The 17,267-nt window shown below is 63.5% G+C and carries 14 protein-coding genes; 3 read left to right on the top strand and 11 right to left on the bottom strand.

Annotated features, from left to right (window positions below):
* Positions 1 to 6: 6 nt before the first annotated feature.
* The gene (locus OXH74_RS16255; RefSeq protein ID WP_375737899.1) at positions 7 to 1,515 is read right to left on the bottom strand and encodes an aldehyde dehydrogenase family protein; all 1,509 of its coding nucleotides are present in this window, start codon (positions 1,513 to 1,515) and stop codon (positions 7 to 9) included.
* Positions 1,516 to 1,890: 375 nt separating this feature from the next.
* On the opposite strand from OXH74_RS16255, the gene OXH74_RS16250 reads away from it, so the two are divergent.
* Positions 1,891 to 2,796: a LysR family transcriptional regulator gene (locus tag OXH74_RS16250; RefSeq protein WP_215368512.1), complete on the top strand. Its 906-nt coding sequence runs from the start codon at positions 1,891 to 1,893 to the stop codon at positions 2,794 to 2,796.
* 127 nt (positions 2,797 to 2,923) lie between these two features.
* Here OXH74_RS16250 and metE read toward each other — a convergent pair whose 3' ends face one another.
* Positions 2,924 to 5,248 (bottom strand): 5-methyltetrahydropteroyltriglutamate--homocysteine S-methyltransferase, encoded by a 2,325-nt coding sequence (gene metE / locus OXH74_RS16245; RefSeq protein WP_375737898.1) that lies wholly within the window; start codon positions 5,246 to 5,248, stop codon positions 2,924 to 2,926.
* A gap of 110 nt (positions 5,249 to 5,358) precedes the next feature.
* Here metE and metR point away from each other — a divergent pair, with 110 nt between their 5' ends.
* Positions 5,359 to 6,276: a transcriptional regulator MetR gene (gene metR, locus OXH74_RS16240; protein WP_375737897.1), complete on the top strand. Its 918-nt coding sequence runs from the start codon at positions 5,359 to 5,361 to the stop codon at positions 6,274 to 6,276.
* Here the strand turns inward: metR and OXH74_RS16235 are convergent.
* The 5 genes from OXH74_RS16235 to OXH74_RS16215 form a co-directional block, all read right to left on the bottom strand.
* Positions 6,273 to 7,307 carry a LuxR C-terminal-related transcriptional regulator gene (locus OXH74_RS16235; protein ID WP_375737896.1) on the bottom strand — a complete coding sequence of 345 codons (1,035 nt, stop codon included), beginning with the start codon at positions 7,305 to 7,307 and terminating at the stop codon, positions 6,273 to 6,275. The two genes, metR and OXH74_RS16235, sit on opposite strands and share 4 nt — an antisense overlap.
* Before the next feature lie 60 nt (positions 7,308 to 7,367).
* Positions 7,368 to 8,831: an APC family permease gene (locus tag OXH74_RS16230; RefSeq protein WP_375737895.1), complete on the bottom strand. Its 1,464-nt coding sequence runs from the start codon at positions 8,829 to 8,831 to the stop codon at positions 7,368 to 7,370.
* A gap of 84 nt (positions 8,832 to 8,915) precedes the next feature.
* Complete coding sequence (locus OXH74_RS16225; protein WP_375737894.1) at positions 8,916 to 9,887, bottom strand: agmatinase family protein; 972 nt, start codon at positions 9,885 to 9,887, stop codon at positions 8,916 to 8,918.
* Between the two features lie 296 nt (positions 9,888 to 10,183).
* On the bottom strand, positions 10,184 to 11,506 hold the full coding sequence (locus OXH74_RS16220) for an APC family permease (RefSeq protein ID WP_375737893.1): 1,323 nt from the start codon (positions 11,504 to 11,506) through the stop codon (positions 10,184 to 10,186).
* Between the two features lie 95 nt (positions 11,507 to 11,601).
* Positions 11,602 to 12,417 carry a carbon-nitrogen hydrolase family protein gene (locus OXH74_RS16215; protein ID WP_375737892.1) on the bottom strand — a complete coding sequence of 272 codons (816 nt, stop codon included), beginning with the start codon at positions 12,415 to 12,417 and terminating at the stop codon, positions 11,602 to 11,604.
* Positions 12,418 to 12,551: 134 nt separating this feature from the next.
* Here OXH74_RS16215 and OXH74_RS16210 point away from each other — a divergent pair, with 134 nt between their 5' ends.
* Entirely contained in the window at positions 12,552 to 13,340 is a 789-nt protein-coding gene (locus OXH74_RS16210) for a response regulator transcription factor (protein WP_375737891.1), read from the top strand.
* 101 nt (positions 13,341 to 13,441) lie between these two features.
* Here OXH74_RS16210 and OXH74_RS16205 read toward each other — a convergent pair whose 3' ends face one another.
* The 4 genes from OXH74_RS16205 to OXH74_RS16190 all read right to left on the bottom strand — a co-directional run bounded on the left by OXH74_RS16205 (position 13,442) and on the right by OXH74_RS16190 (position 17,259).
* Complete coding sequence (locus OXH74_RS16205; RefSeq protein ID WP_375737890.1) at positions 13,442 to 13,705, bottom strand: DUF2790 domain-containing protein; 264 nt, start codon at positions 13,703 to 13,705, stop codon at positions 13,442 to 13,444.
* Between the two features lie 179 nt (positions 13,706 to 13,884).
* Positions 13,885 to 14,796 carry an efflux RND transporter periplasmic adaptor subunit gene (locus OXH74_RS16200; protein WP_375737889.1) on the bottom strand — a complete coding sequence of 304 codons (912 nt, stop codon included), beginning with the start codon at positions 14,794 to 14,796 and terminating at the stop codon, positions 13,885 to 13,887.
* Positions 14,797 to 14,804: 8 nt separating this feature from the next.
* Positions 14,805 to 15,005, bottom strand: coding sequence for a DUF1656 domain-containing protein (locus OXH74_RS16195; RefSeq protein ID WP_375737888.1), 201 nt, complete (start codon positions 15,003 to 15,005; stop codon positions 14,805 to 14,807).
* On the bottom strand, positions 14,995 to 17,259 hold the full coding sequence (locus OXH74_RS16190; RefSeq protein WP_375737887.1) for an FUSC family protein: 2,265 nt from the start codon (positions 17,257 to 17,259) through the stop codon (positions 14,995 to 14,997). The genes OXH74_RS16195 and OXH74_RS16190 overlap by 11 nt, the downstream gene beginning before the upstream one ends.
* Positions 17,260 to 17,267 lie beyond the last annotated feature (8 nt).

Genomic DNA, 17,267 nt, shown 5'->3' with positions numbered 1-17,267 from the left:
TGCTCCTCAGGGCAGTGTGATCCAGACCGCTTTGGTTTCCAGCAGGTATTCGAGCTGTTCCGACCCGAGGTCCTTGCCGTAGCCCGACTGCTTGTAGCCGCCGAAGGGCATCGACGGGTCGATCGTGCTGTGCGCGTTGACATACACGGAGCCTGCGCGCAGGCGCGGAATCAGGTTGTGTACGCGACCGAGATCGTTGGAATAGATCGCCGCGGCGAGGCCGAACGGTGAATCGTTGGCCAGCGCCACGACCTCTTCTTCGTCATCAAACGGTGCCGTCACCAGCACCGGGCCGAATATCTCTTCCTGGACGATGCGCATGTCATTGCGACAGTTGGCGAAGATGGTCGGCTGGACGAAGAAGCCCGGGCCCTCGACAGCCTCTCCGCCGAAGTAGACCTCCGCCCCCTCGGCCTTTCCGGTTTCGATGTAGGCCTGCACTCGCTCCTGCTGCTGGCGCGACACCAGCGGGCTGATGAAGCAGTCTCCGTCCAGGCCCGGAGCCATTTTCAGGCTGGCGGTGTAGTCCGCCAGCTCACGCAGGAACTCTTCGTAGACGCTGCGGTGGATATAGGCGCGAGTACCGGCGTCGCAGACCTGTCCGGAGTTGAAGAACACGCCATTGGCCACCGCCTGGGCCGCTGCCTTGAGGTCGGCATCGGCAAAGACGATCACCGGGGACTTGCCGCCCAGTTCCAGTGTCAGGCGCTTCATCTGGTCCAGGGCGGCCTTGCCCACGGTGCAGCCGACCGGGGTCGAGCCGGTGAAGCTCAGCTTGTCGATGCCCGGATGGCTGGACATGGCCGCGCCAACCACGCTACCGCGCCCGGTGACGATGTTCACCACGCCATCCGGAATGCCGGATTCCTGCACCAGCTCCGCGAAGCGCAGGGCCGACAGCGAGGTCAGCTCGGCTGGCTTCACCACCACAGTGCAGCCAACTGCCAGGGCCGCGCCGAGTTTCCAGGCCATGGTTTGCAGCGGGAAGTTCCACGGCACGATGACGCCGACCACGCCCACCGGCTCCTTGCGCGTATAGGCCAGATAGTTGCCGGGCAGGGACGGCTCGACGGTACGACCGTGGATCTTGCTGGCCCAGCCAGCGAAGTAGCGGAAGGTGTCGATCGTGCCCTGGATATCCACAGCGCGTGCCTGGGCCACGGACTTGCCCATGTCGATCGATTCGATTTCCGCCAGCTCGTCGGCATTGGCCTCAATCAGGTCGGCCAGGCGATGCAGCAGGCGCTCGCGCTCCAGCGGCTTGAGCAGACGCCAGGCACCACCGTCGAACTGCGCGCGGGCAGCCTGCACGGCGCGGTCCAGATCATCCGCGGTGCCCATCGGGATGCGCCCGAGCACACCCTCGGTGGAAGGCTCGATCACCTCGGCGGTGCCGCCGTCGGAAGCATCCAGCCAGGCCCCGCCAATGAACATCTTCTGGGGTTTGGAAAGAAAACGCTGAGTGGCTTCGGATACGCCGTACTGCTGCAGGTAGCTTTTGATTGTGGTGTCCATCGTCATTCTCTTGGTCGTGCACTCGTCGAGTGGTGGAAAAGTCAGGCCAGACGCTCCCGCGCCAGATAGGGTCGGATCGACCGTCACTGGCGTTGGATCAAGCGTGAATGGAGATCGGGAGTCGGCAGGAATGCCGCACAAATCAGCGGGCTGCAGGCAGGTCGAGGCTCGACGCGGCCGCATTGGGGAGAGGTGGTGTCGCCATGCCAAGGCACCATGATGCGCCTCCGATTTGTTGTTATGGATTCGGCGAGGCAGCCCTTGCATCGGGCTACCGTTGACACGACTATGCCCCCAGTTTCACATGGGTAAAATGCAAAATATCAGATACAAAAATCGGCAATTACCGATTAATAAAAAAGGCGGGAGGTTGCGGTGATCCAACTCTATGACGTCGACCTGAAACTGCTCCGGGTCTTCGAGACTATCGTCAAGTGCGGTGGCTTTTCCGCGGCCCAGGCCGCGCTCAACGTCGGTCAGTCCACCATCAGCGAGCAGATGAGCCAACTGGAGGCACGCCTCGGGGTCAAGCTCTGCCAGCGCGGGCGCAGTGGCTTTCGCCTCACCGAGCAGGGCGTGGCGATCCACGAGGCGGCACAGCGCCTGCTGTCGGCGGTGGAAGCCTTCTGCATGGACGCCGATGTGCTCAAGCAGAACATCAGCGGCACCCTGAATTTGGGCATCATCGACACCACCATCACCGACCCAGACTCGCCGTTGCCTGCCACCACCCAGCGTTTTGTTTCGCGCGGGCACGATGTACATCTGAGCGTCTATGTCGGCACGCCGTCCGAGCTGGAGGAACGAGTGCTCGACGGCCGTCTGCACCTGGCCATCGGACACTTCCCCTTTCGCGTGCCGGGCCTGAACTACTCAGCGCAGTACCAAGAGGCGCTCGGGCTCTACTGTGGCCGGCACCATCCGCTCTATTCGAGCAAGGCCAGGCCTGAGCGTCTGTTGGAAGAGATCGCCACCTCACGCATCGTCGCCCGTGGCTTCATGCAGCAAAGCGACCTGGAGCTGGTGGGTGCCAGCAAGGCTGCAGCCACCGTGGACAATATCGAAGCCCTGGCGATACTGATCATTTCCGGTGCCTACCTCGGCTTCCTGCCCTGCCACTTCGCCGCCCGCTGGGTCGAAACCGGCGACATGCGCCCACTCTTGCCCGACCGCCTGCGCCCCTTGGCGTCCTTCGACGCCATCACCCGACGCGGCCTTGCGCCACCACCGATCCTCCAGGCGTTTCTCGATGACCTGGCGAGCAGCGCGCGGCGGGGCTGAGAGCCTTGTAGGAGCATGGGGGACGCCGAGTTCTTGCTCGCGAACCCGACCTTTTCGCGAGCAAGCTCGCTCCTACAAGAGATGCATCCAGTTCATTCGCAAAGGGCCGCAACGCGGCCCCTCCCCCTCACCGGCAGTTGAACTCCGCCCGCAACTGTCGCGCCGCGGCCACCATGTTCACCAGCGCCGCCTCGGTCTCCGGCCAGGCGCGGGTCTTCAGGCCGCAATCAGGGTTGACCCAAAGCCGCTCGGCGGGAATGCGCTCGGCCGCCTTGCGCAGCAGGCCGGCCATTTCGGCGCTATCCGGCACGCGTGGCGAATGGATGTCGTAGACGCCCGGGCCGATCTCATTCGGGTAGGCAAAGGCCTCGAAGGCCTCCAGCAACTCCATGTCCGAGCGCGAGGTTTCGATGGTGATCACGTCCGCATCCATGGCGGCGATGGACTCGACCACATCGTTGAACTCGCTGTAGCACATGTGGGTGTGGATCTGCGTTTCGTCCCGCACGCCGGAGGCGCAGAGACGGAAGGCCTCGGTGGCCCAGTCCAGGTAATGCTTCCACTGCACCTGACGTAACGGCAGGCCCTCACGGAAGGCGGCTTCATCGATCTGCACGATGGGGATGCCGGCGGCTTCCAGGTCCACCACTTCGCCACGAATGGCCAGCGCCAGTTGCTTCGCCTGCACCTCGCGCGATACGTCTTCGCGCGGGAAAGACCACATCAGCATGGTCACCGGGCCCGTCAGCATGCCCTTCATCACCTTGCTGGTAAGGCCTTGCGCATAGCGGACCCACTCGACGGTCATGGCCTTCGGACGGCTCAGATCGCCATAGATGACCGCTGGTTTCACGCAACGGGAACCGTAGCTCTGCACCCAGCCGAAGCGGGTGAAGGCATAGCCGTCCAGTTGTTCGGCGAAATACTCGACCATGTCGTTGCGCTCGGCTTCACCATGCACCAGTACGTCCAGGTCCAGTTGCTCCTGGATCTCCACCGCATGGCGAATTTCGCTGTGCATGGCCTCGATGTATTCAGCCTCCGACAACTTGCCCTGTTTGAACGCCTGACGCGCCAGGCGGATCGCCGCGGTCTGCGGGAAGGAGCCGATGGTCGTTGTCGGGAACGCCGGCAATTGCAGGCGCTCGCGCTGCTTGACGATGCGCTCGGCGAACGGCGAAGGCCGCTGGCTGTCTTGTGGGCCGATGGCCGCGACGCGGGCCTGCACTTCGGGCTTGTGGATACGCGGCGAGGCAGCGCGATCTTGTTGCACCGCACGGCTCGCGGCCAGGGCCGCCAGCACCTCGGGCGACTCCGGCTGTTCCAGGGCGCGGGCTAGCACGGCCACCTCCGCGCACTTCTGCACGGCAAAGGCCAGCCAACCTTTCAGATCGGCGTCCAGCTGGTCTTCACGAGCGAGGTCCACCGGGCTGTGCAGCAGCGAGCAGGACGGCGCCACCCAGAGGCGCTCGCCCAGGCGGTCGTGAGCGTGTTGCAGCACCGCCAGGGCCTTGTCCAGGTCACAGCGCCAGACGTTGCGGCCATTGACCACGCCCAGGGACAGCACTTTGTAGGCCGGCAGGCGATCCAGGATGGTCGGATATTGTTCGGGCGCGCGCACCAGGTCGATGTGCAGGCCATCAAGCGGCAGGCTCGCGGCCAAGCCAAGGTTGTCCTCCAGGCCACCGAAGTAAGTGGCGATCAGCTTCTTTACCGGCTCGCGCTGCAGCAGATTGTAGGCCCGCTCGAAGGCGTTCTTCCAATCCTGCGGCAGGTCCAGCACCAGGATCGGCTCGTCGATCTGCACCCACTCCACGCCCAGGGCGGCCAGGCGCTGGAGGATTTCACCATACACCGGCAGCAGGCGCTCCAGCAGGTCCAGCTTGTCGAACGCCTGGCCCTTGGCTTTGCCCAGCCAGAGATAAGTCAGCGGGCCGATCAGCACCGGCTTGACCTTGTGGCCCAGCGCATGGGCCTCTTCGACCTCTTCGAACAATTGCTGCCAGCTCAGGGAGAACGACTGATCAGCCGTAAACTCCGGCACCAGATAGTGGTAATTGGTATCGAACCACTTGGTGAGCTCCTCTGCGAGAAGGGGCTGCGCATGGGCACCGCCACAGCAGCTATTGCTGCTCTTCGTTCCAACACCACCTCGGGCCATAGCGAACAGGGTCTGCAGGGTCGGTTGGCCGGCGTCCGGGCGGAAGCGCTCCGGGATCACGCCGAAGGTCAGCGAGTGGGTCAGCACCTGGTCGTACCAGGCGAAATCGCCCACGGGCAGCAAATCGATACCGGCATCCTTCTGCAACTGCCAATGCTCGGCGCGCAGCTGACGACCCACGGCGCGCAGGCCGGCCTCGTCCAGTTCGCCTTTCCAGAAGGCTTCCAGGGCTTTTTTCAGTTCACGGTCACGGCCGATGCGTGGGAAACCGAGGGAATGGGACAGGGCCATGTCTTGAAACTCCATGCAAGTGATGGCGCCCATTGTCGACAGCGGCAGGCACTTGAGACAAACTCAACATATTCGTGTTGATCTCAAGTTCTATTCATAGAGAACCTCCAATGCTCGAACTGCGCCACCTCAAGACCCTCCACGCCCTGCGCGAGGCTGACAGCCTGGTGGAAGCCGCCGAGCGACTGCACCTCACCCAGTCCGCCCTCTCCCACCAGTTCAAGGAACTGGAGGAACGCCTCGGCATGCAACTGTTCGTGCGCAAGACCAAGCCCGTGCGCTTCACCAGCGCCGGCTTGCGCCTGCTGCAACTGGCCGACAGCGTGCTGCCGCAGCTTCGCGGCGCCGAGCGCGATATTGCCCGCCTGGCTGGCGGCACCGCCGGGCGGCTGCACATGGCCATCGAGTGCCACAGCTGCTTCCAGTGGCTGATGCCGACCATCGACCAGTTCCGCGATGCCTGGCCGGAAGTGGAACTGGACCTGGCCTCAGGCTTCTCCTTCGCCCCACTGCCGGCCCTGGCCCGTGGCGACCTCGACCTGGTGGTGACTTCCGACCCGATCGACCTGGCTGGCATCACCTACGTACCGCTGTTCACCTACGAAGCGCTGCTGGCAGTGGCCAACCAGCATAGCCTGGCCGGCAAGGCCTACGTGATGCCGGAGGACCTGGCCACGGAAATCCTCATCACCTACCCAGTGGAGCGCGACCGACTGGATATTTTCACCCGCTTCCTCGAACCCGCCGACGTCGAGCCCGCCCAGGTGCGCACTTCGGAACTCACGGTGATGATGATGCAACTGGTGGCCAGCGGTCGTGGCGTCTGCTGCCTGCCCAACTGGGCGCTGCACGAATACAGCTCTCGCGGCTACGTGACCGCCAAGCGCCTTGGCGAGAAAGGCCTTTACGCCACGCTCTACGCCGCCATCCGCTCTGACATGCTCGACGCGCCCTTCATGCGCGACTTCCTGCTCACCGCCAAGGACACCTCGTTCGCCACGCTGGAAGGGGTGAGTGCGGCGCGCTAGGAGAAATCGCCCGACGCCGCGCCTACGGGAGCGGCCACCGGGTCACTCTCTTCGAACAGGTACTGCATGAACAGCGAGAAGATCTCCCGCTCACTGGTGATGTCGAGCTTGTAATAAAGCCGCTGCTTGTAGTTCTTCACAGTTCCCGGGCTCAGCCCCAGCTTCTTGGCGATGCTGCTGTTGCAGTAGCCGCGCATCACCTTCTCTACGATCTGGCACTCGCGGGGGCTCAGCTCATAGCGCTGGTAAAAGCCCTGCAGGGGTGCCTTGGCGTCCCGCTTCAGGTAACCCGCACTGCCAGTCTCGGCAAAGATGATGCGGCAGGCGCGAATCTGCGCATGATCGATGCTCGACATCTCCCAGTGCAGAATGCGCTCCTCCAGCCGCACCGGCGCGCGCTCCGGCATGGCCAGGGCGGTGTCGATGAGTTGCTGTTCGGCCAATTCGCCACAGAGCCTCGACCAATTCGTGTTGCGATAGACCAACCCACCGTCTTGGGCAACGACCGCCACCCCAACCTGACCATCACCGAAGAGCGAACCCAAGCGCCCCTGGATCGCGAACCGGATATGTGCCGCGTGGGCGTCGACGAGGATCGGGTAAAGCCGGCGCATCCATGCCAGCTCGGTGGTGGTGAAGCAACGCGCCTGGCGGTCGAAGCACAGGGCAATGTAGGCATGTCCGGGACTGGGCAACAGGATCGCCAGTTCGTCGAGAATCTCACCGGACTTGAAGATCTCATCGAAGAAGGCGTTGGCCGGATCCACGGTGCGGATCTCATCGAATGAGGTCACCGCCGGCACATTGCCGCTCTCGACGAGCCTGAGCAGCGGGTCCAGGCGATACAGGCTGCTCAGGTAGTTTTCTATCGCCGCCGCGTCCAGCGACGCGTTGACCAGCAACTCGGGGGCGGCGAAACGGCTGTACTTGACCACCAGCCGTCGCTCGCAATCGATCAATCCGCTCAGTAGCCCGACCAGGCGCTCATAGAAGGACTCGCTGCCGATCGCCGAGATGATCTGGGCAACCACTCCGACCTCGTCCCCCCTGATACACGCTGGTGTCGTCATGCGCCTGCTCGCCAATAAGCCCTAAGACGGGCGTCCTGTCTGCAGCCCGGCCCCGGTCAATGGCGCAACGTTACGCCGCATGCACAGCTGCAACAAGCCGCCCACGATGCCGAGGAAACTCACCATTAGCAGCACTGCCCAGTTCTCATACCAGGGAATGTTCGGGTAGCGTGGCCAGGCAATATTCAGCGTCTCGAACAGCACCCAGGCGGTCGACACGCAGATCAGCGGTGCGCTGAGCGGGCCCAGGCTGAACGGACCGTTGCACCATTGCCCATTCAGCACATGCAGGCTCGCGGCGACCAGGGGAAACGCAAAGGCGATATAGAAGCCCGAAATGGTGAAGTTCAGCAGGATCGGATAAAGGTTGGTGAACGAAAGCAGGAACAGGGTCGTGGACAAGGCCCCTGTGAGCAGGATGGCATTGACCGGCAACTGGTCGCTCCCGGACAGACGGCATAGCCAGTCGGCACGCGGCAATTGCCGATCACGGCCGAACGCCCAGATGACTCGGGAGACCGAGGCCTGGATGCCCAGCATGCAGGCCAGGAAACCTATGACGAAAAGCACCAGCATTCCCCGATAGGCCAGCGGGCCGAGGTGGTGCACCAGGATGCCCGCGACAGGATCGGTACCGTCCGCCATCGGCAAGGACGGAATCGCCAGGATCAGGCTCAGACACGAGAACGCCACCACACTGCCGACCGCCGCCATGCACAGCAGCATCGCACGCGGTACTGCGCGCTCGGGGTGCTTGACCTCCTCTGCCACCGCCCCAGCACTCTCAAAGCCGAGGAAGGCCCAACCGCAATAGGCAATCGCCAAGGCGGCCTTGGAACTGAAGAAGCCATCCAGGCCAGTGCCCATGCTGTCGAACAGGTCCGCGCTCGGCAGGATGTAACTCAGTGGATTGACCTGGAACTCGACCAGCAACAGCACGCCGACACCTACCGAACCGATCACCTCGGCCGCGATACAAAGCCAGACGATCGCTGCGAACATCCTGCGACCGCTGGTATTGCCCCAGGTGACAAACGCAATCAGGCCAAGCGCCAGAAAGACGCTGACCAGCCTGGACTCCGGGTCCAGCCCCAGCAGCTGTGCCAGGAAGCTCGCCCCGCCTAGCGCCACAGCCGCCATCGTGATGGTCAGTGTGCAGATGTAAGTCCAGCCAGCGAACCAGCCATAGCGAGGCCCGATCAGGTGCTTGGACCATTGGTAAAGGCTGCCCTCCAGGGGAAAGCGCGACACCAGCATCGCAAATACCAGGGCAACCAGAAATTGCCCCGCCATCGCGATTATCAGCCCCCACCAGAATGCGGGGCCGACATCAGCCAGGCCGAGGCCGAAAATGGAATAGAGCGCGACGATCGGCGAGATGAACGCGAACGCCAGCGAGAAGGTTGAAGAGAGGGTCAGTTCGCGCAGGAGTTTTCCCTCGTCTGGGCCGTTGGCCCCTTCCTGCACATCTGCATGTCTAGGCACGGTTGTGCTCCCGCCGGCATGGGGAACACCATGCCGGTCTGTCTTGTTGTTATAAAGGCTCCGATGGGCCAGAGCCGCAGGCATTCACTGGCGACGGGATAGTGCCGCTGCCGCCATGGCATCCAGCAGGATCCGCATGCCCAGGCGCGAAGTGATCCCGGAAGGGTCCCAGGGCGGAGAAACCTCGGCGATATCGATCATGCGCAACGGCGCCCGGGAGAACTGCGCGATGATTCCGAGGATTTCTCGCGGCGTCATGCCGCAGGGGGTCGGGACACCGGTGCCTGGGGCATAGGCGCCGTCCATCACGTCGATATCGATGGTCAGGTAGACCGCATCGACTCCCGCTGAAGCCAACTCGGCCGCCTGCCGGCCAACCTCTTCCGCCCCGAGGCGCCAGACGTCCTCGAGGGTGAACAGGTTGATGCCCTTGTCACGCACATAGGCCAGTTCCGAGCGGGGGTTCATCCAGCCACTCGGGCCGATGGTGACGATGTTCTTCGGGTCGATGCCGGCATCCACCGCACGGGCGATCGGGCAGCAGTGATTGAGCGTCTCACCACCGACGTCCTCGGCAGTGTCCAGGTGGGTGTCGAAGTGGATCATCCCGCAGCGGCGATATTTCTGCGTGAAGGCCCGCACCGGCCCGATGGTGATGGAGTGATCGCCGCCCCCAATAATTGGCATGACATCGGCTTCCAGCAGAGCGGCGATCATCTCCTGGGCACGAGACTGGGTGCGTTCGGAGTTGCCTGGCACGATCGGGACATCGCCGCAATCGACGATGTTGAATTCATCGGCCAAATCCATACCGGACTGGAAGTTGTAGGTCAGGAATTGCTCGCTGGCTTCACGCAAGCCACGCGGACCGAAGTTGGTGCCGGTGCGGCTGATGCAGGTGCCATCCCAGGGAAAGCCCACGAAGGCCGCACTCGCGCCGGCGTGGCGAAGCGCCTCGGCATCCGCTTTGATGCGGGGACGATTGAGAAATGTGCCAGGAAGGTTCACATGCAGGCTACCGTCCCACATCGTTTGATCGACTACAGACTCACTCATGTTCTTATCCTTGTTGAAATCCGTTGAGGTTTGACACAACCCACCATGGGGCGCGTGAAGCCATCTTGGGATTCCCCTCCTGGAGCGACAATAGTGCCGAAAGGCACTATCGGAGAGGCCTGAAGCAGCCTGTGTAACGGGTGCGATCGCCCCGTGCCAGGTAGCAGTAAACGCGTCTGGACAGGACAGGAAAAGACGTGGAAGGAGTGAGCGCAGCGCGGCGAGCAAACCGCCGGCTTTTGTGAGGGTGAATTCATTCACCGGGCAGGCCGATGGCCTGCCCGGTTATCAACAGATCAAGCCTCCTCGAAGCTCAGCTCCGGCGGCTGGCGGCGGAAGCCGCCAGTGAGCCAGCCGAGGTAGATCACTCCCAGCGCCAGCCAGGTCAGGCCGAGGATGATCGCCAAGTGATCCAGGCTGACCATCAGCCACAACGTCGCGACCATGCCCAGCAGCGGGAACAGCAGGAACTGCACCCGTTCGCGCAGGCCGCGTCGCTCGCCACCCAGCCAGTAGTGGAAGATCACCGACAGGTTCACCAGGGTGAAGGCCAGGAAGGCGCCGAAGTTGATGAAAGACGTCGAGGTGGTCACGTCCATTCGCAGCGCCAACAGGGCCACCCCGCCGCACAGCACGATGCTGCCCACGGGGGTACCGAAGCGCTCACTCAGCCGCCCGAACACCGACTGCGGCAGGACGCCGTCACGGCCCATCGCGAACAACAGGCGCGAGGCGCTGGCCTGGGCCGACAGGCCCGAGGTGAATTGACCGACGATCAGGCCGATCAGAAAGATCGACACGAACACATCGCCACCGATGTTGCGGGCGATCTCATAGGCCGCCGAATCCGTGCTCTGGAACTCGACCGACGGGTGCGCCAGCTGCACGAAATAGGACGTGGCGATGAAGATCAGCCCACCGATCAGCGTGATCAGGAGGATGGCTCGCGGGATGGTCTTGCGCGGCTCGCGGGTTTCCTCGGTTAGGGTGCTCACCGCATCGAAGCCGAGGAAGGAATAACAGGCGATGGCTGCGCCGCTCATGATCAGCGGCAGCTGCATCCCCTCCTTGAGGAAGGGCTCCAGCGACCACAGCGGTTTGCTCGCGTCACCCAGCACGTAATGCACACACAGCCCCACGAAGGCGATCAGCACCAGGAACTGGACGACCATCAGCACGCCATTGATGTTCTTCGCCAGACGCAGCCCGACCACATTGATGACCGTGGTCACACCGATGAAAGCCAGCACCCAGATGGCTTGGGGCACTGCCGGAAACGCCGAATGCAGGTAGGCGGCGCCGATCAGCCAGATGGCCATGGGTAGGAACAGGTAGTCCAGCAGCACAGCCCAACCGGCAAGAAAGCCCAGCTTCGGGTTGATAGCCTTGCGCACATAGCTGTACGCCGAACCGGCGACCGGGAAGGCAGCGGCCATTCGGGCATAGCTCAGGGCGGTGAAAAGCATGGCCAGGGAGGCCGCGACATAGGCGGCCGGAACCAAGCCGCCGGTGGTGTCGGCAAGGATACCGAAGGTGCCGAGGACGATGATCGGGGTCATGTAGGCGATGCCGAAAAGCACCACCGACCCGAGCGACAAGGTGCGCTGCAGGTGAGCCATTACTGCTACTCCGAATTATTGGTTGTTGTGGCAGAGCCGAAGTCGGCATGAAGCATCAGGCGGCCACCCTGCGAACGGGCGGCCAAGCGTCGGGGTCAAGGGATCAGCAGCTCGCGGCGGCCATCGGTGTGCTCGATGCGCTCGCCCGGCAGACTCAAGCGGCGCTCATCGAGGTACCGGTAGTCCATGCGGGCAGCCTTGAGTTGGTCGAGGTCGAGTTCGACTATCTGCCGGCACTCTCCGCGCCCGGCCTCGCAAAGCAGACTCCCGAAGGGATCGACCACCGCGCTTCCACCGGCAAAGATCAGGTTGTCATCACCCTCGCCTACCCGGTTCACCATTACGGCGAACGCCTGGTTTTCCTGGGCGCGAGCCATGATCGCGGTGCGGTGGGTGGGGCCGTACGGGTCCATGTTGCCGTTGGTGACGATGATCAGCTCGGCACCCAGTTGGCCGAGCGCGCGGGCGGTCTCAGGGAATTCGATGTCGAAGCAGATCAGGATGCCAACGCGGATGCCTTTCCACAGGGCGGTGGCATAGCGGTCACCCGGCGTGAACACCCCGCGATCCGAGGCCCAGAGGTGGGTCTTGCGGTAGCGCAGGGCAATGCCTTCAGGGGTGATCAGCACGGTGGTGTTGTAGAACGTGCCCGCATCGTTTTCGGCCACACCGACTACCACGGCCACATCGCGTTCGCGAGCGGCGCGCTGCACCGCCTGAACGCTGGGACCATCCAGCGGCTCGGCGACGGCATGGACGTTCCCGGCGGTTGGAAACCCCATCAGTTGGGTTTCCGGGAACACCACCAGGTCGGTGTCCGGCGCGCAGGTGGCAATGGCCTGGAGGGTGCGCTCGAGGTTGTAGGCGGTATCGCCGTCACGACCGGCAAGTTGGACGAGTTCGACCTTCATGGATGCTCCTTGTTCTTGTCAGCGGGCAAGTTGGCGTCACAATGCACGACACCTGCCCTGGGATGGTTCGAGTATGTCGCGCCATCGGCCAGCGGGTAATTACGCGAGCGTGGTAACCCACCGGGGGTAGAAGCATGAGTCTCACTTTGCAGGATATCGCCTGGCACCAGGCCGTCGGCCGGCTGATCGAAAGCCTGGACCGCCCTGGTTTCTGGATAGCCCTGGTGCGCCTGCTGGAACAATACGTGCCGTTCGACAGCTGGGTGGTCCTGCTCTTCAGCAGCAGCCGGCCGCAGGTATTCGCCGAATGCCCGGGCGCCGGCGGCGGCCCCGACCCGCTGTTCCAGGACTACCTGCGCGGCCTTTTCCAGCTCGACCCGTTCTACATCGCCAGCCGCGAGCGCCATGTCGGCGGCCTGTTCCGCCTGGCCGACGTGGCCCCGGAATGCTTCGAGCAGACCGATTATTACCAGCGCTACTTCCGCCTGAACGTGGTGGCGGACGAGGTGCAACTGAATGTGCCGCTGGAGGGTGAGCGCACGCTGTGCCTGTCCTTGGGTTCGAAACAGCCGTTCACTTCGGACCAACTCGCTCTGCTCGGGCTGATCCAGCCCTGGGTCGCCGGCCTGATGCGTCAGCGCCTGGCCTTCGAACAGGAGCTGATGGCCAGCCCGCCGCCCCCTGCACCGGCCTGGCAGGAAAAACTCGAAGCGGTCGGCCTGCAAGTGGAAAGCACCCTGACCACTCGCGAGCTGGAAGTCGGCAAACTGATGCTCAGCGGCTGCTCCAGCAAGGAGATTGCCCGCAAGCTGGCCATCTCGGCGGAGACGGTGAAGGTCCACCGCAAGCACATCTACAGCAAGCTGGGGATCAAATCACAGTCAGAGTTGTTCAGTTTGTTCCTCAAGGCGCAGGAAGCTTGATTAGAAGCGCGCCCACAATAGGTCACCAGCGACTTATTGCATCCCCATAAACAACGACGCCCGACTTCAATCAGCCAGGCATTCATTCACGAACAACCATATCAACCGTTACTGCAACCCTCACCAAAGACCATATATTCCAAGCGATGAACTCTGCCTTGGTGGTCTTCATACGTGATATGGGCTGGAACTACACCACAGGCCGTGGAAGTGTCGCTGCGGGAAATGACCTTGGCGACATCCAGTTTCATCCCGTAATGGTACTTCTCGGTTTCGGTGCCTTGTGCCACGGCGGTTTCCAGCGACTCTGAGGCGAAGGCGAGCGAAGACATGCCAGCGAGCGCCAGCAGTGCGAAGGCTTTCATTGAAGTGATTCCCGATGGTAGGCAGTTAAAACTTCGGCCAGCTCTCCACAAGCTGGCCGAAGGTACAACGCAACACCCAAGCAAGGTGAAGTTACGGCAGCGTCGCCTCATCGTGGGAGGCAGGACTATTTTAAGTTCCGCTTCTATCGGAAAACAGGCGCAAACAAAACAAGGACTCTTTACTGGGCGAACAACAATCCATTGAGAAAGCCGGAAGTTTCCGGCTCGTTGCCCGCTTCACCAATCACCACGGTGCAGGTCATGCCCGCCGCCAGCAGCACGCCATCGGGCACTTCGTCCAGGTGGATACGTACCGGCACCCGCTGGGCCAGGCGTACCCAATTGAAGGTCGGGTTCACGTCGGCGATCAGCTCACGGCTTTCCGGGTTGTCGCGGTCGTAGATACCCCGGGCAATGCTGTCGACATGGCCTCTTAGACGTTCGCCGCTCATCAGTCGCAACTCGGCCGCATCGCCGACCTTGATGTGCGGCAGGCGGGTTTCCTCGAAATAGCCGTTGACATAGAAGGACTGGCCATCCACCAGCGCCATGCTGGCTTCGCCGCGCTGGACGAAGTCGCCCTTGTAGACATTGAGGTTGGTGATGTGACCCGCCACTGACGCGCGCACTTCGGTGCGATCGAGATCAAGCCGTGCGGCATCCAGCGCGGCCAGGGCCTGGCGGTACTCGGCCAGCGCGGCGGCGGCCAGGTGGCCGGCGTCCTCGCGGCTTTCACGGGAGATCACCAGGTCGTCCATATCGGCACGGCGATCAGCGTTGACCTTGCGCATGTCCAGCGCCGCCTTGCGCGCCGCCACCAGCGCCTCGGCCTCTTGCACCGCCACCTGATAATGGGACGGGTCGATGCGCAGCAGCAGGTCGCCCGCCGCTACCCGCTGGTTGTCGCGCACCGCCACTTCCACTACCAGCCCAGCCACGTCCGGAGCGATATTGATTACATCCGCCCGCACGCGACCGTCGCGGGTCCAGGGTGAATCCATGTAGTGCAGCCACAAGGTGCGCACCAGCAAAACGGCCAGGGCGAGGATCAGCAGGGTCACGCCGACACTGAGAAGTCGTTTCAGGGACATGGCAAATCTCAACGGTAGATGGTCAGCGCCAGGGCGCCGTACAGGCAGGTGAACAGGCCGACGCGCAGCAACGCCGGGTGCCAGGCATGGTGGTACAGGCCGCGCCAGGCGAACAATCGGTCCAGCCCCCAACCCAGCACCAGGGCCAAGAGGAACAGCAGGGTCAGGCTCGGCATGTAGACGCCGTGCAGGGCGATCTCACGTGGCATGGGCGAATCCTTGCGAATGGGCGGGTACCGCTGCATCGCGCAGCGGGGTCTGCGGGTCGAGCAGTGAGGTGCGGATGAAATGCAGGTAGCTCTGCAGGCGCCGCAGGGGCGAGGTCTCGAACTGCGGGGCACAGGGCTCGGCGGTGCTCCGCACGCTGTCGATGGCCTGCTCCACGGCGGCCAACGCGCGCTGGCGGTTGGCTTCTGATGGTTGAATGAACAGCCGCACCAGCGCCCGGCCCATGGCACGGATCGCGTTGCGCCAGTGCATGTGCTCTGCATAGCAGGACAGCGCCGGCAAACGTGCCTGCTCAAGGCGCAGCTCGATCACCGCATGGCCCACCTCCTGCACCAGGAACATCCAGCGCAGCAGTTGGCGTTGCACATCCGGCCGCCCCGCCGAATACAGATAGGCCTGGTTCAGCAGGTCGCGGGTACCGCTCTCGAAGCCCGACACCAAACCCTTCATCCGCCCGCTCACGGCCTGCACCACGCACATGCGCAGATCGCGCTCCAGGCGCCGCCAAAGCCAGCGCCGGTTCGGCGGCAGCAACACGCCGGCGGCCACGGTGGCCAGCCCCATGGACAGCAGCGAGGCGAGGTACTCGTTGATCACCCGATGCGGGTCGTAGAGGGTCAGGTTGGCCGGCAGCGAAATCATACAGAACCACACCAGCAGGCCCAGGCCGGCGCCGGCGTACTGTGGACGCGAGAGCAGGAAGGCGCCCAGCGCCACCACGGGAGCGAGGGCACAGCAGAGCAGCGCGAAGCCATCCAGCCAGGGCAGCACCCAGATGGTCATCACAAAGCCCAGGCAGGCGCCGGCCAGCGCGCCAAGGCCGAGCTGGGCGGAGAGCCGCCGGGGATTGGACGACGACGACGCCAGCGCCGAGACCATCCCGACGGTCATGGCGAAGGTGCCACCGCTGGGCCAGGCGGTGGCCATCCAAAACGCACTCAGGGCGAGGATCAGCAGGCTGCTGCGCAGCCCCGCAACTGCAGCGGCGACGGCATTGGCGCGGGGCCGAAAACTCTCCTTCCACTGTTCGCGGGAATGGTGGTGTTCCAATAGTGAAGCGTGGGTCTGGGCGTAGTTGTGCAGGTCATCGACGAAGCGATAGAGCAGCTCGGCGGCGGTGTCGAAGTCCAGCGCCCGGGCCTCGCTCGGCTGTTGCATGACCAGTTGCGCGCGACCGGTGCGGATCAGCTGCATCAGTTCCACCTTGCAAGTCTCCAATCGCTGGGCCAGGGCGGACGCATCAGCCTCGCTAGTCAGCCGGTCACGCAGGGGCGCCAGCAGGCGGGCCACTTCGGCGAGGCAGGGAGCGAGGGCGTCGAGCACTGCAACTCCGCTCTGTGACTCTTCGTAGGAGCCAGCTCTGCTGGCGAACTCCTGCGGCTCGGCGCTTTCGCGAGCAGAGCTCGCTCGTACAGTCGGGCTCGGCGCACGGGGCGTCTCATTGGCCAGACGACGGAGCAATTGGTGCAGCCCGTGAAAGCGCGTGGAAAGCACCATGAACTCGTTGTTCAGCCGTGCCAGCCGGCCGCTGCGCATGCGCATGTGCGGATCTTCGAAGGCGGTGGCGTTGCGCATGTTCTCCAGGCTCACGGCAGCAGCAGCGAAGTGCGCATTGGCAGCGTCGAAGCGCGCCGTATCGAGGCCCCCGGCCAGCCCCTCGCAGGCAAAGGCGGCGAAATCGCGGAAGCGTCCGTGCAAAGTGTTGCGCAGGTCAGTGCGGGTGGACTGCGGCAGGATCAGGCCATTGACCAGCCCGGTGCAGAGAATCCCCAGGGTGATCTCCAGTACCCGCCACAACGCCTGCATGAAGGCGCCTTCCGGGTGCAGGGTGGCCGGCAGGCCGATCATCACCGCCGTATAGCCGGCCAGCACGCAGGCGTAGCCGCGGAAGTCGCGGTAACGGGCGGCGCCTGCCGTGCACAGGCCGATCCATATCGCCAGGCTGAGCATGAACAGCACCCGCTCCTGATTGAACAGAGCGATCAACGCCACCATCACCGTCAGCCCCAGTAGAGTGCCGATGATGCGGTAGAAGCTTTTGGCCAGGACCTGGCCGCTCTGCGGTTGCATGACGATGAACACCGTCACCAGCACGGTGCCCGGCTGCGGCAGCTCCAGACGATAGGACAGCCACAGGGCGAGGAAGGCCGTGAGCAAGGTCTTGAAGATGAAGGCCCAGGTCAGGCCATCGTTGCGCGCCCACTCGGCCAACGCGCGCTTGAAGGTTGACGCCATGGGAAGTC

This window comes from Metapseudomonas boanensis, assembly GCF_042232855.1.
In the GTDB taxonomy this organism is placed as follows: domain Bacteria; phylum Pseudomonadota; class Gammaproteobacteria; order Pseudomonadales; family Pseudomonadaceae; genus Metapseudomonas; species Metapseudomonas boanensis.
Note: the sequence above shows the minus strand (reverse complement) of the source record. Positions and strands in the feature narration are given on the sequence as shown.

Bases quoted from the DNA above. Each gene is read 5' to 3' on its own strand.
- OXH74_RS16255 (WP_375737899.1), bottom strand. From the start codon at position 1,515: ATGGACACCACAATCAAAAGCTACCTGCAGCAGTACGGCGTATCCGAA.
- metE (WP_375737898.1), bottom strand. From the start codon at position 5,248: ATGGCCCTGTCCCATTCCCTCGGTTTCCCACGCATCGGCCGTGACCGT.
- metR (WP_375737897.1), top strand. From the start codon at position 5,359: ATGCTCGAACTGCGCCACCTCAAGACCCTCCACGCCCTGCGCGAGGCT.
- OXH74_RS16225 (WP_375737894.1), bottom strand. From the start codon at position 9,887: ATGAGTGAGTCTGTAGTCGATCAAACGATGTGGGACGGTAGCCTGCAT.
- OXH74_RS16220 (WP_375737893.1), bottom strand. From the start codon at position 11,506: ATGGCTCACCTGCAGCGCACCTTGTCGCTCGGGTCGGTGGTGCTTTTC.
- OXH74_RS16215 (WP_375737892.1), bottom strand. From the start codon at position 12,417: ATGAAGGTCGAACTCGTCCAACTTGCCGGTCGTGACGGCGATACCGCC.
- OXH74_RS16210 (WP_375737891.1), top strand. From the start codon at position 12,552: ATGAGTCTCACTTTGCAGGATATCGCCTGGCACCAGGCCGTCGGCCGG.
- OXH74_RS16205 (WP_375737890.1), bottom strand. From the start codon at position 13,705: ATGAAAGCCTTCGCACTGCTGGCGCTCGCTGGCATGTCTTCGCTCGCC.
- OXH74_RS16200 (WP_375737889.1), bottom strand. From the start codon at position 14,796: ATGTCCCTGAAACGACTTCTCAGTGTCGGCGTGACCCTGCTGATCCTC.
- OXH74_RS16195 (WP_375737888.1), bottom strand. From the start codon at position 15,005: ATGCCACGTGAGATCGCCCTGCACGGCGTCTACATGCCGAGCCTGACC.
- OXH74_RS16190 (WP_375737887.1), bottom strand. From the start codon at position 17,259: ATGGCGTCAACCTTCAAGCGCGCGTTGGCCGAGTGGGCGCGCAACGAT.